Annotated in this window: 10 protein-coding genes; 3 read left to right on the top strand and 7 right to left on the bottom strand. The window is 61.1% G+C overall.

Annotated features, from left to right (window positions below; genetic code table 11):
• Positions 1 to 134 precede the first annotated feature (134 nt).
• Positions 135 to 1538, top strand: a complete 1404-nt coding sequence (locus tag ACLH0H_RS09965; protein WP_411381877.1) for a NorM family multidrug efflux MATE transporter — start codon at positions 135 to 137, stop codon at positions 1536 to 1538.
• Positions 1539 to 1575: 37 nt separating this feature from the next.
• Here the strand turns inward: ACLH0H_RS09965 and ACLH0H_RS09960 are convergent, their stop codons facing one another.
• On the bottom strand, positions 1576 to 3240 hold the full coding sequence (locus ACLH0H_RS09960; protein WP_411381876.1) for a putative bifunctional diguanylate cyclase/phosphodiesterase: 1665 nt from the start codon (positions 3238 to 3240) through the stop codon (positions 1576 to 1578).
• A gap of 256 nt (positions 3241 to 3496) precedes the next feature.
• Between ACLH0H_RS09960 and rep the strand changes: the two genes are divergently transcribed.
• Together rep and ACLH0H_RS09950 are read left to right on the top strand one after the other, a co-directional pair.
• Positions 3497 to 5506: a DNA helicase Rep gene (gene rep, locus ACLH0H_RS09955; RefSeq protein WP_411381875.1), complete on the top strand. Its 2010-nt coding sequence runs from the start codon at positions 3497 to 3499 to the stop codon at positions 5504 to 5506.
• Positions 5507 to 5563: 57 nt separating this feature from the next.
• Complete coding sequence (locus tag ACLH0H_RS09950) at positions 5564 to 6136, top strand: xanthine phosphoribosyltransferase (RefSeq protein ID WP_411381874.1); 573 nt, start codon at positions 5564 to 5566, stop codon at positions 6134 to 6136.
• Between the two features lie 149 nt (positions 6137 to 6285).
• On the opposite strand, the gene ACLH0H_RS09945 is transcribed toward ACLH0H_RS09950, so the two are convergent.
• The 6 genes from ACLH0H_RS09945 to dadA form a co-directional block, all read right to left on the bottom strand.
• Positions 6286 to 8208, bottom strand: coding sequence for an acetyl-CoA hydrolase/transferase C-terminal domain-containing protein (locus ACLH0H_RS09945; protein WP_411381873.1), 1923 nt, complete (start codon positions 8206 to 8208; stop codon positions 6286 to 6288).
• A 133-nt stretch (positions 8209 to 8341) separates the two neighbouring features.
• Positions 8342 to 8758, bottom strand: coding sequence for a c-type cytochrome (locus tag ACLH0H_RS09940; RefSeq protein ID WP_186686981.1), 417 nt, complete (start codon positions 8756 to 8758; stop codon positions 8342 to 8344).
• Positions 8759 to 8937: 179 nt separating this feature from the next.
• Positions 8938 to 9486: a cupin domain-containing protein gene (locus ACLH0H_RS09935; RefSeq protein WP_003176893.1), complete on the bottom strand. Its 549-nt coding sequence runs from the start codon at positions 9484 to 9486 to the stop codon at positions 8938 to 8940.
• 116 nt (positions 9487 to 9602) lie between these two features.
• Positions 9603 to 10676, bottom strand: coding sequence for an alanine racemase (alr, locus tag ACLH0H_RS09930; protein ID WP_411381872.1), 1074 nt, complete (start codon positions 10674 to 10676; stop codon positions 9603 to 9605).
• 77 nt (positions 10677 to 10753) lie between these two features.
• Positions 10754 to 11107: a RidA family protein gene (locus tag ACLH0H_RS09925; protein ID WP_411381871.1), complete on the bottom strand. Its 354-nt coding sequence runs from the start codon at positions 11105 to 11107 to the stop codon at positions 10754 to 10756.
• A complete protein-coding gene (gene dadA / locus ACLH0H_RS09920) occupies positions 11079 to 12380 on the bottom strand; it encodes a D-amino acid dehydrogenase (protein WP_411381870.1) in 1302 nt (433 codons plus the stop codon). Before dadA ends, ACLH0H_RS09925 begins: the two co-directional genes overlap by 29 nt.
• Positions 12381 to 12409: the final 29 nt, after the last annotated feature.

Raw genomic sequence — 12409 nt, 5'->3', positions numbered from 1 at the left:
GAAACCTCCCACAGGACAATGCCGCACACTAGCATGAGTTTAAGTCATGTGAACGATCGCATTTATCCCTTTGTGCAATGGGCTGAGAGCGCCGAGAATCAACCCTTTCTCCAACTCCACGACTTTAGAGTGTGATGATCATGCAGCATCCGGCACGTACCGAACTCTGGGCAATCCTGCGGCTGTCAGGGCCGTTGATTGCCTCACAGTTGGCGCACATGCTGATGGTGCTGACCGACACTCTGATGATGGCCCGACTGAGCCCCGAAGCCTTGGCCGGTGGCGGCCTGGGCGCGGCGAGCTATTCGTTCGTGTCGATTTTCTGCATTGGTGTGATTGCCGCCGTGGGTACGCTGGTGGCCATTCGTCACGGTGCGGGTGATATCGAAGGCGCCACTCGCCTGACCCAGGCCGGGCTGTGGCTGGCTTGGCTGATGGCCTTGGCGGCGGGCCTGCTGCTGTGGAACCTCGAACCGCTGCTGCTGATGTTTGGCCAGACCGAAACCAACGTCCACTCGGCAGGGCAGTTCCTGACGATATTGCCGTTCGCCCTGCCCGGCTACCTGAGCTTTATGGCCCTGCGCGGCTTCACCAGTGCCATCGGCAAGGCGACCCCCGTGATGGTGATCAGCCTCGGTGGCACGGTGCTCAACTACCTGCTTAACCACGCACTGATCGAAGGCATGTTCGGCCTGCCCAAACTTGGCCTGATGGGCATCGGCCTGGTCACCGCCATTGTCGCCAACGGCATGGCGCTGGCGCTGATGTGGTACATCCGCAGCAACCGCAGCTACGCGGCTTACCCACTGAGCGCCGGTTTGTCGCGCCTCAACACCCTGTACCTGCGCGAGCTGTGGCGCCTGGGCCTGCCGATTGGCGGCACCTACGCGGTGGAAGTCGGCCTGTTTGCCTTTGCGGCGCTGTGCATGGGCACCATGGGCAGTACGCAGTTGGCGGCGCATCAGGTCGCACTGCAGATTGTTTCGGTGGCCTTCATGGTGCCGGCGGGGATGTCCTACGCGGTAACCATGCGCATCGGCCAGCATTACGGTGCAGGGCAACTGCTGCGTGCGCGCATGGCAGGGCGCGTCGGCATCGGCTTTGGTGCAGCGGTGATGTTGGGATTTGCCGCCGTGCTGTGGCTCTATTCCGACCCGTTGATCGGACTGCTCATCGACCACAACAACCCGGCGTTCCATGACGTAATCGTCCTGGCCATCAGCCTGCTCGCCGTTGCCGCCTGGTTCGAACTGTTCGACGGCGTGCAAACCATCGCCATGGGTTGTATTCGCGGGCTCAAGGACGCCAAGACCACCTTCCTGATCGGCGCGGGTTGCTATTGGCTGATCGGCGCGCCGTCGGCCTGGCTGATGGCCTTCACCCTGGGCTGGGGGCCGACCGGCGTGTGGTGGGGGTTAGCCCTGGGCTTGGCGTGCGCGGCGGTCAGCCTGACCTGGGCGTTCGAGGCGAAGATGAAGCGGATGATTCGGCGCGAGCCCGAAACCTACAGCACCTTACAGGCTGCCCAGCCGGATTGAAGGATGCAAGCGGTCAGTGTGGGAGCTGGCTTGCAACTTAGCCCAGCAGCGCCTGCTGGCCCTTCGCGAACGTCAGGTAATCGACCAACTCCGGCAACGGCAGTGGCTTGCTGATCAAATAACCTTGGGCCTGGTCACACCCGAACAACCTCAACAACGCAAGCTGCTCTGGGGTTTCCACACCCTCGGCCACCACTTCCAGATTGAGGTTGTGGGCCAGGTTGATCATGGCGTGCACCAACTTGCGGTTCTCTTCGCGCTCTTCCATGCCGCCGACAAAGCTCTTGTCGATCTTCAACAAGGCAATCGGCAGGCTGTTGAGGTGCACGAACGACGAGAAACCGGTGCCGAAATCATCCAGGGAAAACCGCACACCGAGACGGCCGAGGGCGTCCATGGTCTGCTTGACCAGGTCGCTGCGGCGCATCACGGCGGTTTCGGTGAGCTCGAACTCGAGCCATTGCGCCTCCACGCCACGCTCGGCAATCAGCCGGCTGAGGGTCGAGAGCAACTGACTGTCCTGAAACTGTCGGAACGACAGGTTGACCGCCATGTGCAAAGGCGGCAGGCCACGTTCGCGCAGGTCCTGCATGTCTCGAAGGGCGCGGGAAATGACCCAGTAGCCCAAAGGGACGATCAGGCCGCTTTGCTCGGCCAAGGGCACGAATTCGCTCGGCGGCAACAGGCCACGCTCGCCATGGCGCCAGCGCACCAAGGCTTCCAGGCCGACGATATGCCCGTCGTCCAGGTCCAGCCGTGGCTGGTAATGCAGCTCCAGCTCGTCACGACGCAAGGCACGGCGCAGCTCGCTTTCCAGGTCGGCGAGGCTGCGCGCGTTGCGGTTGATACGTTCGTTGAAGATATGAAAGGTGCAGCCCTGTGTGCTTTTGGCTTGTTGCATGGCGATATGGGCGTGCCACATCAACGGGTCGGCGCCAGCACGGGCGCGGGCATGCGCCACGCCCAGGCTGCAACCGATCAGCAGGCTTTCGCCATCCACCCAATATGCTTCGGCCATGACTTCGGTGATGCGCTCGGCCATCCACTCGGCACGCTGGGGCGCACGACGGGTGTCGATCAACAGGGCGAACTCGTCGCTGCCCAGGCGCGCCAATTGGTCCCCGGCTTCGAGCTGGCTCTTGAGCCGCGAGACCACTTGCAGGATCAACCGGTCGCCAGCCTGGTGGCCAAGGGCGTCGTTGGCATGCCGGAAGTTGTCGAGGTCCAGGTGACCCAGGGCCAGGCCGCGGCCTTCGTTCTCGGCCAGGCGCGCGGTCAGCAGGGTCTGGAAGCCCTGGCGATTGGCGATGCCGGTGAGCGGGTCCTGCTCGGCCAGGCGCTGCAGGGTGTTTTCCAGCAGCCCGCGCTCGCGCACGTGGCGCAGGCAGCGGCGCAGCGTATCGGCGTTCAATCCATCACGGATCAGCCAATCGCTGACGCCAAGGGGGGCTACCAGCGGTTCCTGCTCGAGCAGCAACACGCACGGCAAGCTGCACCGGCCAGGGCCGGGTTGCAGGCTGGGCGTGGTCAATAGCACGGCGCTGTGGTCGTCATCGAACAGACGACTCACGGACGCCCAGTTTGGCGCGCTGATCAGCACAGCCCCATCGCCCATCGGCGCCAGGCACTCGCGCAACAACGCTGCCCACGCTGGCTCATCGGCCAGCAGCAGCAAACGCAAGGGTTCGACAGGCGTAGACAAGCTAGCTCCCTAGACTCTGCAAGATTTCGTTGGCGGCGGGCATTATGACCTGCGCCCCGATAATCACCAATGATAGGGCTTACCAAACACGCGGACTGTAAAGATTAGTCTCACATAACCCCCACATCCTGCGGCAAAGTAGCAAAACCGGCAAATTTAGATCGAGTGGTACGTCACACTGTCGTTCTGACAGGGCAGAATCCTGCCAGCCTGTTAAAATGCCCGCCCTTTTGAATAACGACTCCCTGAACTGCGTATGTCCCGACTCAACCCCCGGCAGCAAGAAGCCGTGAACTACGTCGGCGGCCCTCTATTGGTGCTCGCCGGTGCAGGCTCCGGCAAGACCAGCGTGATCACCCGCAAGATCGCGCACCTGATCCAGAACTGCGGCATCCGCGCCCAGTACATCGTCGCCATGACCTTTACCAACAAGGCGGCGCGCGAGATGAAAGAGCGTGTCGGCACCCTGCTCAAGGGTGGCGAAGGCCGTGGCCTCACCGTGTGCACGTTCCACAACCTGGGCCTGAACATTATCCGCAAGGAGCATGCGCGGCTGGGCTACAAGCCGGGCTTCTCGATCTTCGACGAGACCGACGTCAAGGCCCTGATGACCGACATCATGCAGAAGGAATACGCGGGCGACGACGGCGTCGACGAGATCAAGAACATGATCGGCGCCTGGAAAAACGACCTGATCCTGCCCGCCCAGGCCCTGGAAAATGCACGTAACCCCAAGGAACAAACCGCCGCCATCGTCTACACCCACTACCAGCGCACGCTTAAAGCGTTCAACGCAGTGGATTTCGATGACCTGATCCTGCAGCCGGTCAAGCTGTTCCAGGAACACGCCGACATCCTTGAAAAATGGCAGAACAAGGTGCGCTACCTGCTGGTGGACGAATACCAGGACACCAACGCCAGCCAGTATCTGCTGGTGAAGCTGCTGATCGGCACGCGCAATCAGTTCACCGTGGTGGGCGATGACGACCAGTCGATCTATGCCTGGCGCGGCGCGCGCCCGGAAAACCTGATGCTGCTCAAGGTCGACTACCCGTCCTTGAAAGTAGTGATGCTGGAGCAGAACTACCGCTCCACCAGCCGCATCCTGCGTTGCGCCAACGTGCTCATTTCCAATAACCCCCACGAATTCGAAAAACAACTGTGGAGCGAGATGGGCCACGGCGATGAGATCCGTGTGATCCGCTGCCGCAACGAAGACGCCGAAGCCGAGCGCGTGGCCTTGGAAATCCTCAGCCTGCACCTGCGCACCGACCGGCCCTACAGCGATTTCGCCATCCTGTACCGAGGCAACTACCAGGCCAAGTTGATCGAGTTGAAACTGCAGCACCATCAGATTCCCTATCGCTTGTCAGGCGGCAACAGCTTTTTCGGACGCCAGGAAGTCAAGGACCTGATGGCCTACTTCCGCCTGATCGTGAATCCGGACGACGACAACGCCTTCCTGCGCGTGATCAACGTGCCCCGTCGGGAGATTGGCTCCACGACCTTGGAAAAGCTTGGTAACTACGCCACCGAACGCAAGATCTCGATGTATGCCGCCACCGACGAAATCGGCCTGGGCGAACACCTGGACACGCGTTTCACCGATCGCCTGTCGCGCTTCAAGCGCTTCATGGACAAAGTGCGCGAGCAATGCGCCGGTGAAGACCCGATCAGCGCCCTGCGCAGCATGGTCATGGACATAGACTACGAGAACTGGCTGCGCACCAACAGCTCCAGCGACAAGGCCGCGGACTACCGCATGGGCAACGTCTGGTTCCTGATCGAGGCCTTGAAGAACACCCTGGAAAAAGACGAAGACGGTGAAATGACCGTCGAAGACGCCATCGGCAAGCTGGTGCTGCGCGACATGCTCGAGCGCCAGCAAGAAGAGGAAGACGGCGCCGAGGGCGTGCAGATGATGACCTTGCATGCCTCCAAGGGCCTGGAATTTCCCTACGTGTTCATCATGGGCATGGAAGAGGAAATTCTCCCGCACCGCTCCAGCATCGAGGCCGACACCATTGAAGAAGAACGGCGCCTGGCCTACGTGGGTATTACCCGCGCGCGTCAGACCCTGGCCTTCACCTTTGCCGCCAAGCGCAAGCAATACGGCGAAATCATCGACTGTGCCCCCAGCCGCTTCCTCGATGAGCTGCCGCCGGACGACCTCGCCTGGGAAGGCAATGACGACACGCCCACCGAGGTGAAGGCCGTTCGCGGCAACACCGCCCTGGCGGATATACGCGCCATGTTAAAACGCTAGAATCGACTACTTTTTAATCTACTTTCGGCGCACACCCGCCATTAGAGGAAGCTTTCCGTGGAAGCACTGCATAAGAAAATTCGTGAAGAAGGCATCGTGCTTTCCGATCAGGTTCTCAAGGTCGACGCCTTTCTGAACCACCAGATCGATCCGGCGCTGATGAAGCTGATCGGCGACGAATTCGCCGCGCGGTTCAAGGATTCGGGCATCACCAAGATCGTCACCATCGAGGCCTCGGGCATTGCACCGGCGATTATGACGGGCCTGAACCTTGGCGTGCCGGTGATCTTCGCGCGCAAGCAGCAATCCCTGACCCTGACGGAAAACCTGCTGTCGGCGACGGTGTATTCCTTCACCAAGAAGGTCGAAAGCACCGTGGCGATTTCCCCGCGCCACCTGGCCAGCAGCGACCGCGTGTTGGTAATTGATGACTTTCTGGCCAACGGCAAGGCGTCCCAGGCGTTGATTTCGATCATCAAGCAGGCGGGCGCAACGGTCGCGGGCTTGGGGATCGTGATCGAGAAGTCGTTCCAGGGTGGCCGCGCGGAGCTGGATGCGCAGGGTTATCGGGTCGAGTCACTGGCGCGGGTTAAATCGCTGGCGGGTGGCGTCGTCACCTTTATCGAGTAATCGCGACCTCGCACGTATCTGATGCGAACACGGTTAAAAATGTGGGAGCGGGCTTGCTCGCGAATGCGGTGGATCACTCGATGCATATTTTGACTGCCACACCGCATTCGCGAGCAAGCCCGCTCCCACATTTAGTCTTATGTTTGCTATTAGTGCGCGGTGGCCTGTAAGCCCGCCAGCAATAGGCGCTGATACAGGTCCTCTTTAAGCCCCTGCGGCTTATCCAATTGCATCCGCTTCAAATGCCCAGGAAACGCCTCCGGCTCTGGCGCATCCAACGCCGCCTTGCCCAGCTCCAGAATTTCCGTCAGCTTGAACTTGCTTTTGAGCCAGTTCAGCGCGCGCAACAGGTCCCGCTCCTCATCCGTGAAATCACTGCCCAGCGGATACTCCGTAAACAACCGACGATGGCGCGCTTGAATTGCCTGTAGCCGTTCGGGCGTGTTGTCGGCAAAGCGCGGATCCAGTTGAAAATCCTTGGGCAACTTGCCGGCCTTTTGCGCCTGCTCGATCAAATCATCCTGGAAGCGTGAGTCGGTGATGTTGAGCAACGCCTCGATCACCTTGGCATCCGTCTGCCCACGCAGATCGGCGATGCCGTACTCGGTGATGACAATATCGCGCAGGTGCCGAGGAATCGTGCAGTGACCATAATCCCAAACGATATTGGAACTGACCTCCCCCGCCGACTCGCGCCAGCTGCGCAGGATCAGGATCGACCGCGCGCCTTCCAGCGCATGGCCCTGGGCAACGAAGTTGTACTGCCCGCCCACCCCACTGAGCACTCGACCATCTTCCAGCTGGTCAGCCACGCCCGCGCCGAGCAGCGTCACCATGATCGCGCTGTTGATAAACCGCGCATCCAGGCGTTGCAGGCGCTTGAGCTCTTCCTGGCCGTAGAGCTCGTTGATGTAGCTGATGCGGGTCATGTTGAATTCGAGACGCTTGGCGTGGGTCATTTCCTGCAGGCGCTGGTAAAAACTGCGCGGGCCGAGAAAGAAACCGCCGTGGATCGAAATGCCGTCGGGCTGTGCCGCGTCGTCGAGGGTGCCGGCGTTGGCCTGCGCCTGGGTCGCCACGTCGGGGTAGACTTTGCGGCGGATAATTCCCGCGTCCGCCAGCACCAGCAGGCCGTTGACGAACATCTCGCTGCAACCGTAAAGGCCGCGGGCAAAGGGATCGACCCCACCTTCACGGCTGATCAGCGGCGCCCATTGGTACACGTCGAGGTCGGTGAGCAGCAATCGATAGGCTTCGTTGTCGGCCTGGCGCGCCAATAGCGCGGCGGTCAGCGCATCGCCCATGGAGCCAATGCCGATCTGCAAGGTGCCGCCGTCACGCACCAGGGTGCTGGCATGCAGGCCGATAAAGTGGTCCTGGAAGCCCACCGGCATGTTCGGCGTGGAGAACAGCGTGGTGCTGTCTTTTTCGTCGATCAGGTAGTCGAAGGCATCCATGCCCAATTCGGCATCACCCGGCATATAGGGCAATTCGGTGTGAACCTGGCCCACGATCAGGATGGTTTCCCCGGCATCACGTCGCTTGGCAATCATCGGCAACAGATCCAGCGAAATATCCGGGTTACAGCTGAGGCTCAGACGATCAGGGTGTTCCGGGCTGCTCGCCACCAATTGCGCCACCAGGTTCAGGCCTGCGGCATTGATGTCGCGGGCAGCGTGGCTGTAGTTGCTGCTGACGTAATCCTGCTGGGCCGACTCGCTGTGGAGCAGGCTACCGGGCTGCATGAAGAACTGCTGCACGTGGATGTTTTTCGGGAGACGGTCTTTGTGCAGGTCGGCGAGGAAATCCAGTTCGGGATAATCGCCAAACACCCGCTCGATAAAGGGCTCGAGAAAGCGTTTCTGCAAGCCGTCGCCCAGTGTGGGTCGGCCCAGGCTCAACGCGGTATAGATCGTCAACGACCGCTCCGGCAACTTGGCGACACGGCGGTACAGCGCGTTGGCAAACAGGTTGGGCTTGCCCAGGCCAAGCGGCATGCCCATGTGGATATGCGCCGGCAAGCGCGCCAGTACGTCGTCAACTGCTTGCTCGATTGAACACAACTGCACCATCCGACCCTCCTGAACATTCCATGATTGGGGCTTGGACAGAGCGTGGCGGGTCTTTGCTGCAAAGAACAGCCTGGAAACACAAATTAAGCCCACAAAAAAGCCGCTGATCAGCGGCTTTTTTACGAAGATCGGTTTATTTCAGACCCGACATCTTCTGGATTGCACCCTTGAGTTCTTCATCCGAGCAATCCGCACACGTGCCCTTGGGCGGCATGGCGTTGATACCCGTGATGGCCTTGGCCAGAATGCCGTCGAGGCCGCCCTGGTGGTCGGCGCGCTCTTTCCAGGCCGCGGTATCGCCGATTTTCGGGGCGTTCAGCAGGCCAGTGCCATGGCAGGCGTTGCAGTGCTTGGCGATCACTTCGTCCGGGGTCTTGGCCCCCCCGCCACCGCCCGCCGCAACCGCGACTTCCATCCCCTTGCATTCCTGGCCTTGTACGCAAACCTGGCCCACAGGCTCCAGGCGCTTGGCAATGTCATCATTGGTCGCAGCTTGAGCGCTGACAGCCCATAGGGCCAGTACGGTTGCTGGTGCAGCCAGCATTTTCATAATTAGGTTCACGCGTTCACCCTCATGGTGGCTATTCACGCCTGCGGCCACGGTTTCGCAGGCGGCGAAAGTATAACGGTTAGCCCGCCAGGCCGAAACAACCCTATTAAATAAAGGGAGATTCCGTCTCGCGGATACTGCACGGGGGTCTCTGCAACGCTGGCAGGACGCCTCTTTTGTTAAAAGTTCGCGGGGGTGGCTGCGCTGATTAGTCGCGCCGGCACGTCGAACGGATTGCGAAAACGATGGGGCTTGGTACTTTCAAAGTAGTAGCTATCGCCCGCTTCGAGCACAAAAGTTTCGAGACCGACCACCAACTCCAGACGGCCCTCCACCAGAATCCCGGTTTCCTCGCCTTCATGGGTGAGCATTTCTTCGCCCGTATCGGCGCCCGGCGGGTAGATTTCGTTGAGAAATGCGATCGCCCGGCTAGGGTGCGCCCGGCCGACCAATTTCATCGTCACGGCGCCGTCGGAGATATCGATCAGCTCATTGGCTTTATAGACGATCTGCGTCGGTATTTCCTGGAGGATCTCCTCGGAAAAGAACTCGACCATCGACATGGGGATGCCGCCCAGCACCTTGCGCAAGGAGCTGATCGAGGGGCTGACGCTGTTTTTTTCGATCATCGAAATGGTGCTGTTGGTGACACCCGCGCGCTTGGCGAGCTCGCGCTGGGAAAGACCCTTCAGTTTACGGATGGATTGCAGTCGTTCGCCGACGTCCAATGCAGGTGCCTCCTAGGATTCAGGCTTTGTTGTAATTGAGCGTTATCATGGCGACAGCGTTCAGTATTTACAACACTTGGGCCTAAATCCTGGGCAGCGGCGTTCGTGCCTGGCGCTCAAGCGCCGCAATAGAGCCTTGGCACGCGGCGCAGGTTGCAGAACAACTGGTAGGGAATGGTATCGGCGGCGACCGCGACGTCACTGGCGAGGATATGTTTGCCCCACAGCTCCACCGTGGAACCGAGCCCGGCCTGCGGCACGTCGGTCAGGTCGATGCACAGCATGTCCATGGACACGCGCCCCAGCAACTGACTGCGTTGCCCGGCCACCATCACCGGCGTGCCCGTCGGTGCGTGGCGCGGGTAGCCGTCGGCATAACCCATGGCCACCACGCCGATGCGCATCGGTTTTGGCGTGATGAATTTGGCACCGTAACCCACCGGCTCGCCGGACGGCAGTTCTCGTACGCAGATAACCTTGGATTCCAGGGTCATCACCGGTTGCAGACGCGAAGCCACCGCCTGCTCTTCGCCAAACGGCGTGGCGCCGTAGAGCATGATGCCGGGGCGCACCCAATCACTGGAAACCTTCGGCCAACCCATCACCGACGGCGAATTGCGCAGGCTGACCTCGGCCGACAAGCCCTGGCGCGCCGCCTCAAACACCGCCACCTGTTGATCACTGCGTACGCAGTCGAGCTCATCGGCGCGGGCAAAATGGCTCATCAACACGATCTTGGCCACTTTTCCGCTGGCCAGCAGGCGCTGGTAAGCCTCGTGGTAGTCCTTGGGGTGCAGGCCAACGCGGTGCATGCCCGAGTCGAGCTTGAGCCAGACAGTCAGCGGTTTGCCCAGCCTGGCCTGTTCGATGGCCTCCAGTTGCCACAACGAATGCACCACGCACCACAAGTCATGCTCGATGATCAGCGGCAGCTCGTCAGCTTCGAAAAAACCTTCCAACAGCAACACCGGCGCACGAATGCCAGCGGCGCGCAGCTCCAGGGCTTCCTCGATGCAGGCCACGGCAAACCCATCGGCCTCGGCCTCCAGCGCCTGGGCCACGCGCACGGCACCATGGCCGTAGGCATCGGCCTTGATCACCGCAAGGGCTTTGGCCCCGGTGACTTCGCGAGCCAGTTGGTAGTTGTGGCGCAGGGCCTTAAGGTCGATGAGGGCACGGGCTGGACGCATGGCGGCGGGCTTCTAGGCGGCAGAGTGAAAAGAACCGGCACCGACAAATTGCGTCAGCGCCGGGAGAGGGATCGTTGTTAAGGCATGGCCGCCACGACGGACAGCTCCACCAGGATTTGCGGTTCGCACAGCTTGGCTTCAACGGTGGCGCGAGCCGGAGCGACGCCTTTGGGCAGCCACTCGTCCCACACTCGGTTCATGCCCGCAAAATCGGCATCGATGTCTTTGAGGTAGATCGTCACCGACAGCAGCTTGGTCTTGTCGGTACCGGCCAGGTCCAGCAGACGCTCGATGTTGGCCAGGGTCTCCCGGGTCTGCTGTTCAATCCCGGCATTCATGTCGTCGCCGACCTGCCCGGCCAGGTACACGGTACCGCTGTGGACAACGATCTGGCTCATGCGCTCATTGGTGAGCTGGCGCTGGATTGACATGTTTTGCGGACTCCTGGTGGTTGCCATAACGGGAAATATCGAGGCCTGCGGCGCTGATCTGCGGCGTCTTTTTCGCCATCAGGTCGGCCAGCAAGCGACCGGAACCACAGGCCATGGTCCAGCCGAGGGTGCCATGACCGGTGTTCAGGAACAGGTTCTTGAACGGGGTAGCTCCGACAATTGGCGTGCCGTCGGGTGTGGTCGGGCGCAGGCCGGTCCAGAACGAAGCTTGGGTCAAATCGCCGCCCTGAGGATAAAGGTCGTTGACGATCATCTCCAGGGTTTCGCGTCGGCGCGGGTTGAGCGACAGGTCAAAACCGGCTATTTCAGCCATGCCGCCGACGCGGATGCGGTTGTCGAAACGGGTGATCGCAACCTTGTAGGTCTCGTCCAGGATGGTGGAAGTCGGTGCCATCGCCGGGTTGGTGATCGGCACGGTCAGCGAATAACCCTTGAGCGGGTAGACCGGCGCCTTGATCCCCAGCGGCTTGAGCAATTTCGGCGAATAACTGCCGAGGGCCAGCACGTAGCGGTCGGCGGTTTCCAGCTTGCCGTCGATCCACACGCCGTTGATGCGGTCGCCGGCGTAATCGAGGCGCTGGATATCCTGCTCGAAACGAAATTCCACACCCAATTGCTTGCACATGTCGGCCAGGCGGGTCGTGAACATCTGGCAGTCGCCCGTCTGGTCGTTCGGCAGGCGCAGGGCACCGGCGAGGATGTCCGTGACATTGGCCAGGGCCGGCTCGACGCGGGCGATGCCGGCGCGGTCGAGCAGTTCGAACGGCACGCCGGACTCCTTCAACACCGCAATGTCTTTGGCCGCGCCATCGAGCTGGGCCTGTGTGCGGAACAGTTGGGTAGTCCCAAGGCTGCGGCCTTCGTAGGCAATGCCGGTATCGGCGCGCAGTTCGTCGAGGCAATCGCGACTGTACTCGGACAGACGCACCATGCGCTCCTTGTTCACCGCGTAACGGCTGGCGGTGCAGTTGCGCAGCATCTGCGCCATCCACAGGTATTGATCGATATCGGCGGTGGCCTTGATGGCCAGCGGTGCGTGGCGCTGCAACAGCCATTTGATGGCCTTGAGCGGCACACCCGGAGCGGCCCATGGCGACGCATACCCTGGGGACACCTGGCCGGCGTTGGCGAAACTGGTTTCCATGGCCGCGGCGGGCTGCCGGTCGACCACGACCACGTCAAAGCCGGACCGCGCCAAATAGTAGGCACTGGTCACACCAATGACGCCGCTACCCAAGACCAGAACGCGCATTTTATATCCTCATCGCGGGCAAGGCCGCT

Origin of the sequence: Pseudomonas sp. MPB26 (assembly GCF_046605355.1) — a bacterium.
Taxonomy (GTDB): Bacteria; Pseudomonadota; Gammaproteobacteria; order Pseudomonadales; family Pseudomonadaceae; genus Aquipseudomonas; species Aquipseudomonas cedrina.
The sequence above is the reverse complement of the archived record's forward strand: the minus strand, read 5'-3'. Positions and strand labels throughout refer to the sequence as shown.

Bases quoted from the DNA above. Each gene is read 5' to 3' on its own strand.
- ACLH0H_RS09965 (WP_411381877.1), top strand. From the start codon at position 135: ATGATCATGCAGCATCCGGCACGTACCGAACTCTGGGCAATCCTGCGG.
- rep (WP_411381875.1), top strand. From the start codon at position 3,497: ATGTCCCGACTCAACCCCCGGCAGCAAGAAGCCGTGAACTACGTCGGC.
- ACLH0H_RS09945 (WP_411381873.1), bottom strand. From the start codon at position 8,208: ATGGTGCAGTTGTGTTCAATCGAGCAAGCAGTTGACGACGTACTGGCG.
- ACLH0H_RS09940 (WP_186686981.1), bottom strand. From the start codon at position 8,758: ATGAAAATGCTGGCTGCACCAGCAACCGTACTGGCCCTATGGGCTGTC.
- alr (WP_411381872.1), bottom strand. From the start codon at position 10,676: ATGCGTCCAGCCCGTGCCCTCATCGACCTTAAGGCCCTGCGCCACAAC.
- ACLH0H_RS09925 (WP_411381871.1), bottom strand. From the start codon at position 11,107: ATGTCAATCCAGCGCCAGCTCACCAATGAGCGCATGAGCCAGATCGTT.
- dadA (WP_411381870.1), bottom strand. From the start codon at position 12,380: ATGCGCGTTCTGGTCTTGGGTAGCGGCGTCATTGGTGTGACCAGTGCC.